The organism is Actinomadura sp. 9N215 (genome assembly GCF_044326345.1).
GTDB lineage: Bacteria > Actinomycetota > Actinomycetes > Streptosporangiales > Streptosporangiaceae > Spirillospora.
Map to the genome: position 1 here is coordinate 186,796 of NZ_JBIRBA010000007.1, position 14,627 is coordinate 201,422.

9 protein-coding genes are annotated in these 14,627 nt (G+C 73.5%); 6 read left to right on the plus strand and 3 right to left on the minus strand.

What is annotated here, in order from left to right:
* Positions 1–50 precede the first annotated feature (50 nt).
* The 4 genes from ACH34T_RS14660 to ACH34T_RS14675 are packed head-to-tail and all read left to right on the plus strand — an operon-like array spanning position 51 to position 5,240.
* Positions 51–1,406: a hypothetical protein gene (locus tag ACH34T_RS14660; RefSeq protein WP_395992635.1), complete on the plus strand. Its 1,356-nt coding sequence runs from the start codon at positions 51–53 to the stop codon at positions 1,404–1,406.
* An 8-nt stretch (positions 1,407–1,414) separates the two neighbouring features.
* Positions 1,415–2,605: a hypothetical protein gene (locus tag ACH34T_RS14665; RefSeq protein WP_395992636.1), complete on the plus strand. Its 1,191-nt coding sequence runs from the start codon at positions 1,415–1,417 to the stop codon at positions 2,603–2,605.
* Positions 2,602–3,642, plus strand: a complete 1,041-nt coding sequence (locus ACH34T_RS14670; RefSeq protein ID WP_395992637.1) for a glycosyltransferase — start codon at positions 2,602–2,604, stop codon at positions 3,640–3,642. The genes ACH34T_RS14665 and ACH34T_RS14670 overlap by 4 nt, the downstream gene beginning before the upstream one ends.
* On the plus strand, positions 3,642–5,240 hold the full coding sequence (locus ACH34T_RS14675) for a glycosyltransferase family 39 protein (protein ID WP_395992638.1): 1,599 nt from the start codon (positions 3,642–3,644) through the stop codon (positions 5,238–5,240). Before ACH34T_RS14670 ends, ACH34T_RS14675 begins: the two co-directional genes overlap by 1 nt.
* Here the strand turns inward: ACH34T_RS14675 and ACH34T_RS14680 are convergent.
* Positions 5,222–6,733 (minus strand): family 43 glycosylhydrolase, encoded by a 1,512-nt coding sequence (locus ACH34T_RS14680; protein ID WP_395992639.1) that lies wholly within the window; start codon positions 6,731–6,733, stop codon positions 5,222–5,224. The genes ACH34T_RS14675 and ACH34T_RS14680 overlap by 19 nt on opposite strands.
* 135 nt (positions 6,734–6,868) lie before the next feature.
* Between ACH34T_RS14680 and ACH34T_RS14685 the strand changes: the two genes are divergently transcribed.
* On the plus strand, positions 6,869–8,374 hold the full coding sequence (locus tag ACH34T_RS14685) for a sulfatase (RefSeq protein WP_395992640.1): 1,506 nt from the start codon (positions 6,869–6,871) through the stop codon (positions 8,372–8,374).
* A 92-nt stretch (positions 8,375–8,466) separates the two neighbouring features.
* Positions 8,467–11,688, plus strand: a complete 3,222-nt coding sequence (locus tag ACH34T_RS14690; protein WP_395992641.1) for a hypothetical protein — start codon at positions 8,467–8,469, stop codon at positions 11,686–11,688.
* A gap of 101 nt (positions 11,689–11,789) precedes the next feature.
* Here the strand turns inward: ACH34T_RS14690 and ACH34T_RS14695 are convergent, their stop codons facing one another.
* Both ACH34T_RS14695 and ACH34T_RS14700 read right to left on the minus strand, forming a co-directional pair.
* Positions 11,790–12,812: a glycosyltransferase gene (locus ACH34T_RS14695; protein WP_395992642.1), complete on the minus strand. Its 1,023-nt coding sequence runs from the start codon at positions 12,810–12,812 to the stop codon at positions 11,790–11,792.
* 316 nt (positions 12,813–13,128) lie between these two features.
* The gene (locus ACH34T_RS14700) at positions 13,129–14,610 is read right to left on the minus strand and encodes an LCP family protein (RefSeq protein WP_395992643.1); all 1,482 of its coding nucleotides are present in this window, start codon (positions 14,608–14,610) and stop codon (positions 13,129–13,131) included.
* Between the last annotated feature and the right edge of the window lie 17 nt (positions 14,611–14,627).

The following is a 14,627-nucleotide window of genomic DNA, read 5'->3' on the forward strand; positions in this document are numbered from 1 at the left end:
CTAAGATACCCGCGATCTGACCGGTATCGAGGCAGGAACCCAGGTTCGCGGTGGTCTCCCCCAGTTCCACGAGCGCGGAGCCGCGCTCCCGCCCGCAGGTCTTCCTGCACGTCGGCGCGGCCAAGAGCGGGACGACGTACCTGCAGAACGTCCTGTGGCACAACCGGGACCGGCTGCGCGAGCACGGCGTCCTCTTCCCGGGCGCGGACGCCGCGGCGCACGTCCGGGCAGCCTTCGACCTGCGGCGCACGTTCTTCCCCGGCGCGTCCGACCCGGAGGTCCCGGGCGCGTGGCCGCGCCTGGTGGACGAGATCCGCGGCTGGCCCGGCACGGTGATCGTCTCCCAGGAGCTGTTCGCCCCCGCGTGGCGGAAGACCGTGCGCCGGGCCATGGCCGACCTCGATTTCGCCGACGTTCACGTGCTCTTCACGGCCCGGGACCTCGCCCGGCAGATCCCCGCGCACTGGCAGGAGGACGTCAAGAACCGGTACGACGTCTCCTTCGCCGAGTTCGTGAACCAGCTCAAGCGCCCGAACTGGCTCGACTTCGAGCTCTCGCGGCTGTTCTGGGCGCTGCAGGACCCCGTCTACGTGCTGGAGCGGTGGGCGGAGAACCTGCCGCCCGAGCGGGTGCGGGTCGTGACGCTGCCCCGTCCCGGCGCGCCCCGCGACCTGCTGTGGCGGCGGTTCTGCGCGGCGGCCGGGCTCGTCCCGGACGACTACGACCTCGCCGCCCCGTTCGACAACCCGTCCCTGGGCCTCGCCGAGACCCAGTACCTGCTGCGGCTCAACCGGATGGTCGGCGCCGGAAGACTGGACTGGCACCTCTACAACGAAGAGGTCAAGCTGTTCCTCGCCCAGGAGGTCCTGGCCGCACGGCCGTCGGCGGTGAAGATGACGCTGCCCGCCGAGCACCTGCCGTGGGCGTCCGAACGGGCCGCCGAGACGGTCGAGGGGCTGCGCGCCGCCCGCTACCGCGTCGTCGGCGACCTCGACGAGCTGATCCCCGGGGCCGGTCCGGGAGCGGCGCCCGACCCCGACGAGCCGTGCTGGGCCGACGTCGCGGACGTGGGCATGGAGGCGATCACCGCGCTGCTCACCCGCCTCCGGGACGAGGAGGACCGCGCCGCCCGGATCGTGGAGCCCGAGATCCCGGACGCCGACCTGCTGGACATGCTGGCCTCGCGTGCGGAGGAGCTGCGCGAGCTGACCGGCGCGCTGACGGCGGCGTCCGTGCCGCTCGCGCGCCGGGCCGTCCGCAAGGCGGGCGAGCGCTACCCGGCCGTCCAGCAGTTGCGCGGCGCCTACTGGCGGCTCCACGGCCTCGCCGCCCGATCCGAAACCGCTCGATCCGGAACTGCTCGGCCTGGGGCCGAGCGATCCGACGCCGACACGAAGGGGAGGTGACCGGCGCGATGGGAGACCGGGTGAAGCGCGTCTACCTGCACGTCGGGGCCCCGACCGCCGGGGACGCGCTCCTGCAGGAGGTGCTGTGGAACAACCGGCGCCGCCTCGGCGACAGCGGCGTCCGCTACCCGCTCGCCAGCCGCATGCAGCATTTCGCGGCGGTCATGGACCTGCGGGAGATGAGCTGGGGCGGCCACCGTGACCCCGCCTGGGACGGTGCGTGGGAGGCGCTGGCGCGAGGCGTCCGCGACTGGGACGGGCCCACGGCGGTCATCTCCCAGGGCCTGCTGGGCGGCGCCGACGAGGGGCAGGTGCGGCGCGCCGTGGAGTCCCTGCGGCCCGCCGAGGTGCACGTCGTGTTCGCGACGCGCCATCTCGGGTGGCAGCTCGTCCGCGACTGGCAGGAACAGATCCGGCACAGCCACACCATCACGTTCGAGCGCTTCGTGGACGATCTGGTCGCGCTCGGCATCGACGCGCCGAAGCCGTACGGGGAGATGTTCTGGGGCCTGCACGACCCGGTGCGCGTGCTGGGCGTCTGGGAGTCCGCCGTCCCGCGGGAGCGGCTTCACGTGCTGACGCTGCCGGCGTCCGGCGCGGATCCCGGCGTCCTGTGGTCCCGGTTCTGCGCCGTGACCGGCATCGACGCGGCGGCGTGCGACGTCGGGGACGTCGCGGAGGAGCCGCCGCTGTCGGCCATCGAGGCTGAGGTGTTGCGCCGGCTGAACGGCCGGCTCGGCCCGGCGCTGGGCGGCGACTACGAGCGCATGGTCCGCCACCATCTCGTCGGGCACGGGCTGACCGCGGGCACCGAGGGAACCGGCCGCGTGCCCATGGGCCTGCCCGCCCGGCACGCCGCGTGGGCGGCGGAACGCAGCCGGGAGATCGCCGGCGCGTTGCGCGCGTCCGGGTACGGGGTGGCCGGCGACCTGGGCGAACTGGCCGAGTTCCGGGCCCCGGCGGAGACCATGCTGCCCGGCGACGTCCCGGAGGACGAGGTCGCGGCGGCGGCGATCGGCGTCGCCGCGCACCTGCTGGAACAGCTGAACACGAAGCGCGACCGGATCGGGCTCGCGCACCTGCACGGCCGGCTCGGCGACATCCAGGAGAACCTGGACCAGCTGCTGAAGACCGCCGCGGCGCCGTCGACGGGGCTGCAACGGGTCGCCCGCCGCGCCACCGGCAGACGCGGATCATGAGCCCTGAGCGCCCGGCGGGGAACGCCTTAGCGGAGGCGTCCGTCACGGCGGTCGTCGTCACGTTCAACCGGCGCGAGCTGCTGGCCGAGGCGCTGACGGCCCTGGACGGCCAGCGCCGCCGCCCCGACCGCGTCATCGTGGTCGACAACGCGTCCCAGGACGGCACCGCCGCGATGGTCGGGGAACGGTTCCCGGACGTCGACCTGCTGGAGCTCCCCCGCAACATCGGCGGCGCCGGCGGGTTCAGCGCCGGGATCGCGCACGCGCTGGCAGCCGCCCCCGAGCTGCTTTGGCTGCTGGACGACGACACCGTCCCCGAGCCCGCCGCGCTACGGGAATTGCTCGCCGCCCGCGAACGCGCCGCCGGCGCCGACCCTGCGGCCGGTGGACGGCCCACGCTGCTGGCCAGCCGCGTCGTCTGGACGGACGGCCGCGACCATCCGATGAACACGCCGCGCGCCAAGCCGCGTGCCTCGTCCGGGGAGCGGACGGCGGCGCGGGCGGCGGGATGCGTGCCGATCCGGTCGGCGTCGTTCGTGTCCGTGCTCGTGGACGCGGCCGCCGTCCGCGAGCGCGGGCTGCCGGTCGCCGACTACTTCCTGTGGAACGACGACTTCGAGTTCACGACCCGGCTGCTGCGCGGCCGCCGCGGCCTGCTCTGCCCGGACAGCGTCGTGGTGCACAAGACGAAGGAGTTCGGCGGGACGGACGCCGACCCCGGCGACCGGTTCTTCTACGAGGTCCGCAACAAGATCTGGCTGTTCACCGGGAGCCGCGGGCTGGCGCCGCAGGAACGCGTTCTGTACGCGGGGTCGACGCTCAGGCGGTGGGCGCGGACGTTCGCCGCGTCCTCCGACCGGACGGTCCTGCGCCGCGCCATGGCACGCGGGCTCAAGGAGGGCCTGTTCAGCCGCCCGAGGCCCACGGACGCGCTGCTGCGCGAGGCCGGAGTGCAGCGCGACGCCGAGGTGCGGCGCGACGCCGAGGTGCGGCGCGAGGCCGAGGTGCGGCGGCGTCCCGACATCGGTGCGCCGTGATGGTCGGCACGGCCAACCGCCCGGAAGAGGACGCGGATACCGCCCGCCGCGCGTGGTGGCGCGCCGGGCCTGTGATGCCGTTCGTCCCCGCCGTCGTCACGCTCGCCATCGCGCTGACGGGCATCCGGGGCCCGTCGTTCTGGCTGGACGAGGCCGCCACGGTCACCATGACCGGGCGCCCGGCCGGGGAGATGCTGCGGGTCTTCGAGCACCTGGACCTCGTCCACGCCCTGTACTACCTGGTGCTGCGGCCATGGGTGGTCGTGTTCGGCACCGGTGAGCTGGCGCTGCGGCTGCCGAGCGCGCTGGCGGCAGCGGCGGCGGCAGCGGGCGTCGCGGTCATCGGCCGCCGGTTCGCCGGGCCGGTGGCGGGGCTGCTGGCGGGTCTGATGTACGGCGGCTCCGTGCCGGTCATCAGATTCGCCCAGGAGGCGCGGTCGTACGCGATGGTGGCCGCGGTCGCCGTGCTCGCGACCTACCTGCTCCTGCGGGGCATGCAGGAGGGCGGACGGCACCCCTGGCGCTGGTTCAGCGGCTACGCCGTGTCGATCGTGATTCTCGGGCTGCTGAATCTCGATGCGGTCTGCCTCGTGCCCGCGCACGCCGTCACGCTGCTCGTGGCGCGTCCGCTGCCCGCCAGGACGTGGCTCCGCTGGCTGGTCGGCACGGGTGTCGCGGGGGCGGCGCTGGTGCCGTTCGCGCTGGCGGCGCAGGACCAGAAGTTCCAGGTGGAGTGGCTGCCCGAGCCGCGCTTGCGGACGGTGTGGACGCTCATGCAGTTCCTGGCCGGCGGCAAGTGGCTCGTCGTGCCGGTGTTCGCGCTGGCCATCGCGGGCGCGGCCGCGGGCTGGTCATCCCGCGGCACGGCCGCAGCCGCGTCCCCGCACGAGACGGCATCGCGGGAGACGGCGTCGCGGGAGACGGCGTCGCGGGGCTCGTTGACGGCCGTGGCTCTGCCGTGGCTCGTGCTGCCGCCCGCGCTGCTGCTGATCGTGTCGGTCGTGGCCGAGCCGATGTTCATGTACCGGTACGTGGTGTTCTGCCTGCCCGCACTGGCGCTGCTGACCGGTGCGGGGCTGGCGCGCCTCGCCTCCCTGGGACGTCCGGCCATCGGTGGAGCGCTCCTGGTCGCGGCGCTGGTGGTGCTGGCCGTCCCGTCCGTCCCGGAGCACGCGGCGGCCAGGCGGCAGGACAGCAGGCCGGACGACCTGCGCGCGCCGGCGGAGATCGTCAGGACGCACGGCCGCGACGGCGACGTCATCGTCTACCTCGCCGGAGTGGTGCGCTGGGACGCCGCCGCCTACCCGGACGCGTTCGCCCGCCTGCGCGACATCAACCAGGGCGTGGACCCGGTCGCCGCCGCCAACCTGAAGGGCCGCGACAAGCTTCCCCGCGAACTGCGGCCCCCGCTCCGCCGGGCGACCCGCGTGTGGGTGATGGGCAGCAGGTCGCTCGGCCCTGCGCACGCCCCGTGGGTCCAGCGGCGCGAGCAGGTGATCCAGGCGATGGGCCCGTGGCGGATGGCGGGGTTCTGGAAGTACAAGGGCGGACGGCTGACCCTGTACGAGCGGACGGCCCCCTACCGCAGTTCGAGGTAGTCGATCTCGCCCTGGCCGTCCAGCCGCTGGAGGCTGAGGGTGTTCCATCCGGCGGCGAGGTCCAGGTCCGCCGTCGCGGACGCCCAGCCGCCGCGCGCCGTGGCGGGCAGCCGCAGCGACGTCGTGGCGGTCCGGTTCACCCACAGTTCGAGGGTGGAGCCGCTTCCGGGCGGGGCGGCGTACCGCGTCGCGACCGAGTACCGCCCGGCGGACGGCGCGAACACGGGCACGTCCACCCGGCAGCCGTCCTGGACGAACGGGCCCACGGACCTGCCGCCGGACGCGTTCCGCCTGCCCAGCGCGGACACGCAGCCGTTCAGCCGCCCCCGCTCCGCCTCGAACCGGGCGGGGACGCCGCGGACGGCGGGACGCGCGCCGTCCCACCCGAGCCGCGCGACGTACATGCCGCGCGTCACCCGCGACCCGCCGTGGTAGCCGAGGATGCCGTGGAAGACCAGGTAGTCGCCGTTCTCGTCGCTGAGGACGTCCGCGCTGCCCGGCCCCTCGACCCTCGTCCGGTACGCGCCGGTGGACTGGAGCGGCGCGGCGGCCTTCCGGTACGGCCCCTCGATCGACGGCGCCACGGCGTAGCGGGTCTGGTAGTTCGGCTCGAAGTACCAGCCGGACGAGTACAGCAGCACGTACCCGCCGCCCCGCCGGACGAGGTCGGGCGCCTCGACCAGCACGGGCTCGTCCGCGCGCCGCGCCATGATCAGCTTGGCCGGGCCGGCGAGGGCCAGGCCGTCCGGCGCGAGCCTGACCAGGTAGATCGCCGCCGTCTTCCGGGCGTCGCTCTTGTAGAGCAGGTAGCGGGTGCCGTCCGCCTCGATGTAGGACGCCGGGTCGATGGCGCCGCCCAGGTTCAGCGGGCACACCAGCGGACGGCCCTCCACCGGGACGAACGGACCGGCCGGCGAGGACGACGTCGCGACGCCGATGCACTGCTCGTCGCCGCCCCTGCGGCGCGCCGAGAAGTACAGCACGTACGAGCCGGATCCGGCGCGGGGCGGGACGACCTCGGGCGCCCACGTCCGTCCCTCGTCCGCCCAGGCGGGGAGCCGGGCGAGGCCGTCGCCGGGCGACACCTTCCACGGCCCGGTCGGGGACGGCGCCGTCGCGACCGGCATCGTCGCGGACGCGTTGTTGGTGCCGTACGCGAAGTACCGGTCCCCGACCTTGATCACGGTCGGGTCGGCGAACGAGCCGTCGATCACCGGCGTCACGGGCGAGTAGCCCGGCGGGTCGATCGGCGCCGGGGTGCCCGCCGGGCTCGGCAGCGGCGGCCCCTCGCCCTCCGAGCGCCCCTCGGGCCGCCCGTCCGGCCGCTCCTCCGACGCGCCCGGCGATTGCCGCGCGCCGGACCCGCCGGGCAGCGGCCCCCACGAGACCGCGAGCCCGACGATCAAAGCCACCAGCAGGCTGATCGCGGCCCCCGCGACCAGCGGCAACACCGGCGCGAGCGGCCCCGGGTCCCCGCCCGTCCTCGTCCTCATAGCACCGCGAATCATGCCAACAACCCACACGCATCGGCGAACCGGAGAAGTGCCGGGAAACCGTGCCTCATGCGCGAAACGCCCCCGCGCTCGTTACGCTTGATCAGCACTCGCATCCCGAAGGAGAGACGGACGTTGATCCGACGACGGCGGCTCGCGGCCGTGTTCTGCCTGGTCGCCGCGCTCGGCCTCGGCGGCTGCAACGGCGTCCCGCCGCCGCCCGGGAAGCGGGCCGCCTCCCCGAAGGAGAGCAAGGCGGCGAAGAAGCCGAACATCGTGTTCGTCCTCACCGACGACCTCTCCTGGAACCTCGTCGCGCACATGCCCCAGGTACTCGGGATGCAGCGGGACGGGCTCACCTTCGGCAACTTCCTCATGGCCGACTCGCTGTGCTGCACCTCCCGCGCGACGATCTTCACCGGGAAATATCCGCACAACACCGGAGTGCGCACCAACTTCCCGCCCGACGGCGGCTATGAGGTCTTCAGGACGAAGGGCGGCGAGCAGGCGTCGTTCGCCCCGTTCCTCCAGAAGGCCGGATACCGCACCGCGCTGCTCGGCAAGTACATGAACGGCTACAAGCCGAACAACACCCAAGGCGGGACGCGCCCCTACGTCCCGCCCGGCTGGAGCGAGTGGTACGTCGCGGGCAACGGCTACCCCGAGTACAACTACAACCTGAACGAGAACGGGCGGCTCGTCCACTACGGCGACAGGCCGCAGGACTATCTGACCGACGTCCTCGCGAACAAGGGGCTGGAGTTCATCTCGAAGGCCCGCGGATCGTCTCAGCCGTTCTTCATGGAGATCTCCACGTTCGCGCCGCACGGGCCGTTCGTCCCGGCGCCGCGGCACGCCGCCGCGTTCCCGACCCTCCGGGCGCCGCGCGCGCCGTCGTTCAACGAGCCGGACATCCGCGACAAGCCGTCCTGGCTGCGGTCGCATCCCCTGCTCCGCGCCCCGGGGGGCCGCCGGATCGACGAGGGCTTCCGCGACCGGGTCCGCATGGTCCAGGCCGTCGACGAGATGATCGGCCGGATCCGGACAACCTTGAAGCAGCAGGGCCTCGACCGCGACACCTATCTGGTGTTCGGCTCCGACAACGGCTTCCACCTGGGCGAACATCGGCTGGCCGGGGGCAAGATGACCGCCTTCGACACCGACGTCCGCGTCCCGTACGTCGTCGTCGGGCCGCACGTCCCCGCCGGTCACCGGGCCGGTCAGCCGGCGCAGAACACCGACCTCGCCCCAACGTTCCTGGAGCTCGCGGGCGTGCGCCCGCCCGCCGAGACGGACGGACGGTCGCTGGTCCCGTTCCTGCGCGGCGCCGCACCGTCCGACTGGCGGAAGACGGCGCTGATCGAGCACGTCAAGCCGCCGCCGTCGCCCCTCGACCCGGACCGCCAGGACTCTGCCCCCGGCGCCCCGACCACCTACAACGCGCTCCGCAACGACGAGCTGCTGTACGTCGAGTACGCCGACGGGGAACGCGAGTACTACGACCGGACCCGCGACCCCCACGAGCTGAACAACGTGGTCGGGACGCTGCCGGAATACAGGCGGCGGTACCTCACCGATCTGTTGTACGCGCTGACGCACTGCAGCGGCGCCAGTTGCACCTCCGCGGGCCGGAGTCGCTGAGGGAATTCCGTCCTCTATGCGCCGCTATCATCGCTGACGACTGGGCGAACGCGCGGCGACCGCGCACATGAGCTGATGCTGGGAGAGCGGGTGTGACTGCTACCGGAACGCCGGATGACGACCACGAGGTGGAGCGTCCCGAACCCGGGCAGCCGGCTCAGGCACCGCCGCCGCCACCGCAGTGGCTCGACGACCAGCGGGCCGCGTCCGCCCCTCTGCTCCCCGAGTACGGCGCCGAGGAGGAGGACGAGCCGGGACGCGAGGCCGCGTCCTCCGGCGCGTCCGAGGGCGGAGCGTCCGAGGGCGGAGCGTTCGACTCCGGTGTCAACGAGGCCATGCACACCGTGGTCTTGGGAGGGCACACGGTTCCGCCGAGCACGTCCCCTTCGCAGGAGGACGCGTCCGAAGGGGACGTGACGCGGCAGATCTCGCCCGGCGGGCGGCCCGCGCCCGCGAACGTCCCGCCCCGGACGTCCACCGACATCCCCGCGCCGCCGCCGTTCCCCTACGGGCAGCAGATCCCGGGCACGCAGGAGCCACCGGAGCCACCGGCACCGCGCGAAACGCCGGAACCGCAGGGCCTGCCCGACGCGACGCAGGTGGAGACGCCCGCGCCGCCGCCGTTCCCGTACGCGCAGGAGATGCCGGACGCCACCCGCGCCGAGCCGTTTCCCGCGCCCCCGGCGCAGCAGCCACCGGCTCCTCCGCAACCCACGCCCGGCTACCCTCCGCCTCCGGTGTCACCGTCACAGAGCCCTCCGGCCCACGAGCCGTTCCCGTACGCGCAGGAGATCCCGAGCGGCCCCGCACCCGCCGCGCACGAGCCGTTCCCCTACGCGCAGGAGATCCCGGGCACCCCGCCCGGCCCTCCGGCCGCCGAGCAGTTCCCGTGGGCGCAGCAGATCCCCGGCGGAGGCCACCCGGGCCAGCCCATGCAGCCGGGGCCGGGCGCCGTCCAGCCGATCACGCCGCCGCCCGCGATCGAGGAGCCGTGGCGGACGCAGGGCGGATCGACGAGGTCCCGCCGAAACGTCAAGAAGCCGCTCCTCATCGGCGTCGCTGTACTGGCCGTGGCCGGCCTGGCCGCCGCGGGCGTGCTCGTGGTGCCCGGCCTGCTCGAAGGCGACGACGAAGGCGGCGGCGACGGCGCGAAACTGGCCGCGTCCCTGTTCCCCGTGGCCGGGTCCGCCAAGACCGACGGCCGCGACCAGGAGATCCTCGGCGTCGCGGCGGCCGGCTCGACGGTGGTCGCGGTCGGCGGCGAGTCCGACCCGCAGACCACCCGCGGCATGTTCCTGGTGTCCACCGACGGCGGAGGCACGTTCACGTCCGCGAAGGTGGCCGGACGGGACGACGGCGGCCCTGCCGCCACCGCGGTGCCGCGGGCCGTGGGCGGCTCGTCCCAGGGCTGGATCGCCATCGGCTCCGGCCGGCCCGGCGGTGCCGTCTGGACGAGCCCCGACGGCAAGACCTGGACCCCGCAGCCGGACGCCGTCGGACGGGTGTTCGGCCCCGGCAACCGCGTGACCCAGATCGCGGCCACCGGCAGCGGGTTCATCGCCATCGGCATGAACTCGCGGAAGGGCGACTTCAGCGACGCCCAGGCGGCCGTCTGGTCGTCCGCCGACGGACGCCAGTGGGAGACCCGGGTCGGCGACGACATCGGCCTGGAGGTCACCAAGGCGTCGTACGCGCTGACCGAGATCGCCTCCAGCGACAACGTCGTGCTGCTCAAGGCGCTCGTCAAGCCCGACAACAAGAAGCCGCCGCAGTACCGGAAGGTCTGGCAGTCCCAGGACGGCGGCCGCACCTGGGCCGTCTCGGAAGTGCCGGTGCCCAAGGGGAGCCGCGGCCTGAGCATCGGCGGCGGCGAGGCCGGGTTCCTCGCCATCCGCGAGATGAAGGGCAAGGACGCCTTCTACGGGCAGGCGTTCGTCTCCAAGGACGGGAAGGCGTGGACCGGGGCCGGCAAGCTGGAGACGAACGGCTACAGCTACACCGGCCGGATCCTCGGGAACCAGCAGGGCTACACGGCGCTCGTCCACGGCGGCGGGAACCTGACGGTGTCGCACAGCGCCGACGGCAACGCCTGGAAACCGGCGGGGACCGCGCCCGGCAAGCCGGGCCTCCAGGTCGAGAGCGCCGCGCCGGCCGGGGACCGCACGGTCCTCGTCGGCCACCAGCCGGGCGGCGGTGACCGGGATCCGCTCCTGAGCGTCTACGACGGCTCCGGGCGGGCGGTCCCCGTGGATCCGGCGAAGATCCCCGGCGCGGTCCGTCCCGACCATGCGGTGCGGGCGGTCGGGACGTCCGGAACCACCGCGGTCGCGGTGGGCAGCGCCGCCGGTGACGCCGCGGCCTGGACGTCCGCGGACGGCTCGTCCTGGAAGCCCGCACAGGGCCTCGGCGCCGCGTTCACCCGGCCCGGGCCGCAGCGGCTGCTCGACGTCGCCGGCGGCAAGGCGGGCTGGCTCGCGGTCGGGTACGACCAGGCCGTGCCGAGGCGTCCGCTCGTCGTCACGTCCCAGGACGGCTCCACCTGGCAGGGCGCCGACGCCACCGAGGCGTTCCAGGACGGCAGGAAGGGCGCGCTCGTCACGAACGCCGCGGCCTCGGCCCCCGCCGGGTACGTCGTCGTCGGCGCCGAGGGCCCGTCTGCCGCCGCATGGTTCTCGACGGACCTGAAGACCTGGCGGCGCGGCACGAGCGCCGACCCGAACGCGATGCTGGGCAAGCCGAGGGCGGACCGCCGGATGCTCGACGTCGCGGGCGGCACCGCGGGCTTCACCGCGGCCGGCGCCATCGTCGACGCCAGGGGCGACCATCCCGCCGTGTGGTCGTCGTCCGACGGCCGCGCCTGGGCGCTGAAGGCGCTGCCGCTGCCGGCCGGCGCGACGCAGGGGCAGTTGACGCACGTCGCCGCCAAGGGCGGCACGCTGGCGGCCGCCGGGGTCGCGTCGACGCCGCAGGGCCCGGCCTGGATCGGCTACGTGTCCACCGACGGCGGCAAGTTGTGGCGGGAGGTGCCCGCGCCCGGCGGCGGCAAGCAGGTCGTCGCCACGGCCCTGACGGCCACGGAGAACGGCTTCGCGGCGACCGGCGCCACCGGCGGATCGGGTTCGGCCGACGTGGTGTCGATGACGTCGCCGGACGGCTCGAACTGGACGACCGAGAAGCCGGGCGGCGAGGGCCTGACCGGCGACGGCGAACAGCAGATCACCGGCCTCGCGGCACTGGGAACCAAGCTGCTCGGCGTCGGCCAGAGCACCGGCACGGAAAGCACGCAGCCCGTCCTGTGGACACGTTCAAGCTGACACATGCCACCCGGCCCGGCGCCGCCTTCGCATAATGCCGGTGACGGCGCACGGTGCCGGTGACGGCGTCCGGCCGGGGACGCCCGCCTCTCGCCGCCCGATCAGCGGGCTGGCGGCGGCACGGGTGGCTCGGACGGCGCCGGTAGCGGCGCCATAGGAGCGGAGCGTTGCTCGACCGGCGACCGGGCATGCCGTGCGACATGCTGCCTCGGAGCCGGCACGGCGGCGGCGGGGGCAGGGGCGGCAGCCGAATCGGAAGCGGCGGCGTCGGCACGTTCACGCGAACGGTTGCGGCGGGCCCCGTAGGGGGCGACGACCTTGCGGTAGAAGGGGCGGCGGATGAGGGTCGGGACGAGCCGGTACCCGCCGCGGACGACGACGTTCCGCCAGTACTGCGGACGGGAGATGAAGCCCTCGCCGAGCATCTCCCGCTGCAGCCGGAGCTCCGAACGCAGCAGGTCGCGGCCGCCGCGGCGCTCGTACGCGCCGTCCCCCACCCGGTAGTAGACGAGCGGCTCGGCGATGTTCTCCACCCGCGCGCCGTTCGCGATCATCCGCGCGAAGAGCCAGTAGTCCTCCATCAGCGGCAGGTCGCCGTAGCCGCCGACGGCGACGACGGCGCTGCGCCGGTAGACGACCGTCGGATGGTTGAACGGGTCGTGCAGACGCGAATAGCGCGCGATGTCGGTGGGGTCGCTCGGCGGGATGCGCTGCCCGACGATGTCGGACGGGTCGGCGCCGAACTCCAGCAGGCCCGCGCCCACGAGGTCGGCGCCCGAGCGCACCAGCGGCACCTGCGTCTGGAACCGGTGGGGCATGGCGATGTCGTCGGCGTCCATCCGGGCGACGATGTCGTGCCGCGCGGCGTGCAGTCCCGCGTCCAGGGCGGGGCCGAGCCCGCGGTTGTGCTCCAGCTGGACGAACGACACCTCGACCGGGCTGCCCGCGACCAGTTCCCCCAGGCAGGCGGACAGTTCTTCGGAGACCGGGCCGTCCCGCACCAGGACGACCTGGTCGGGACGCAGCGTCTGATCGTGCACGGCGCTGCGGAAGGCGACCCTGACGTGATCCTCGCGATCACCGCCGTAGACGGTCATCAACAGGGTGAAGGGCTCGGGCTGCATGCGTCCGTTCCGAGGGGAGCGTAGGCACCCGGTAGAGCCCGGTGCGGGGGGCGGCTCCTCGGGGCAGAGGTCGGGGGGATTCAGTTGGGTGGTCCTAGATGTGACGCTTTGACAATGATGTCGGTTGGCGAGAGCTGGTGGTTCGCGCGCGTTGATGGTGGTGCGCGGGGGCGTTGGTACGCGCGGGCCAAGATACCGCTGACCCACGACAACCGGGGCCGCCGGGCAAACCTGGACGGGGCCGAGTCCGGACAACCACCCCACCTCACCGGTCGACCCCCGGACAACAGCAGCCGCTTCGCGTCAGTCGTGGGCTTCAGTTGCGGGCGCAGATGTCGCGGTCGGCGCGGATCTCTCCGGCGACCTTCGGCACCGCCGCGTTCAGGCCGCGGAGGACGGCGCCGTCCTTGCCGATGACGAGGTAGACGTAGCCCGGCTTTGCGGACTTCCAGGGGCGCGGCTCATGTCCGGGCAGCGCGACCGCCATGCGGGCGGCCTGACCTTCGGCGCCCTTCCCGTACAGGATCTGGGTGCGGGCGAAGCGCTTCTTGCTGGTGCCGACCTTGACGACCTTGAAGCCGCGCTCGGTGAGCGTGTCCGCGGTGCGCTGCGCCAGGCCCGGCGTGCCCGTCCCGTTGTAGACGCCGACCCTGACCTGCTCCGGCGGGACGGGCCGCGCCTTGTTCTGCGCCGCGACGGGCGCCGGAGGGGCGGGCTCGGGCAGCTCGTTGTCCTCCCGGACGGCCCTGAACAGCGGCTCGGCGAGCGCCTGGGCGAACTGGACGCGGTTCTTGTCCTGCGGATACGCCTGCACCGGGACGGTGACGAAACGCACCTTCCCGGCGCTCATGCCGCGCAGGCTGCCCGCGAGCTTCCGCATCTCCGTCATCGTCAGCTTGTCGTCCACCTTGATCGACTTGGCGGCGGCGGACAGGAAGGCGTAGGTGCGTCCCGGGTCGGTGAGCATGCCCTTGTCGGTGGCCTTCCTGACCACGGACGCCATGAACGCCTGCTGCCGCTTGATCCGGTCGAGGTCGGAGCCGTCGCCGAGCACGTACCGGGTGCGGACGTACCCGAGCGCCTGCTCGCCGCGGACGACCTGGCGCCCCGCCTTGAGGTGCAGTTCGGCCTTGGGGTCGTCGATGCGGCGGGGCACGCAGATCTCGACGCCGTCGAGCGCGTCCACGACCCGTTTGAACCCGGCGAAGTCCACCTCGACGTAGTGGTCGATGTGGATCTTGGTGAGGGACTCGATGGTGCGCCAGGTGCAGGCCGGGCCGCCGTTGGAGAACGCCACGTTGATCATCCCGAACTGGGCCGGGATCTTTGAACCGTCCTTTTTCTCGCAGGGCGGCATCTGCACCATCGAGTCGCGCGGGAAGCTGATGCCGATGGCGCTCTCGCCGCCGGGCGAGATGTGCAGCAGGATCGTGGTGTCGGACCGCTGCCCGGCCTCGCCGCCGTAGCGGGCGTTCTCGCCTTTGCGGCTGTCCGACCCCATCAACAGGATGTTGAGCGAGTTGTTGAGCTTCTCCGGACGGTCGTCGCCGAGGCGTCCGTCCACGTTCTCGCGGTCGATCTGGCCGTCGAGGCGGCGCCAGAACCCGTACGCGGTGAGGCTGGTGCCGACCAGCACCACCGACAGCGCGATCGACAGCCAGCCGAGCACGCGCCACAGGCGCCCCCGCACCGGCTGTCCCGGTGACGGCGGGGCGCTGCTGTCCGCGAAGTACACCGAGTTCGGCGACTGCGTGGAGTTCGCGGAGTGCGCGGGAGACGGCCCGGCGGCTCGCTGCATCCGTAACATTTCAGCAC

Bases quoted from the DNA above. Each gene is read 5' to 3' on its own strand.
- ACH34T_RS14665 (WP_395992636.1), top strand. From the start codon at position 1,415: ATGGGAGACCGGGTGAAGCGCGTCTACCTGCACGTCGGGGCCCCGACC.
- ACH34T_RS14670 (WP_395992637.1), top strand. From the start codon at position 2,602: ATGAGCCCTGAGCGCCCGGCGGGGAACGCCTTAGCGGAGGCGTCCGTC.
- ACH34T_RS14675 (WP_395992638.1), top strand. From the start codon at position 3,642: ATGGTCGGCACGGCCAACCGCCCGGAAGAGGACGCGGATACCGCCCGC.
- ACH34T_RS14680 (WP_395992639.1), bottom strand. From the start codon at position 6,733: ATGAGGACGAGGACGGGCGGGGACCCGGGGCCGCTCGCGCCGGTGTTG.
- ACH34T_RS14695 (WP_395992642.1), bottom strand. From the start codon at position 12,812: ATGCAGCCCGAGCCCTTCACCCTGTTGATGACCGTCTACGGCGGTGAT.
- ACH34T_RS14700 (WP_395992643.1), bottom strand. From the start codon at position 14,610: ATGCAGCGAGCCGCCGGGCCGTCTCCCGCGCACTCCGCGAACTCCACG.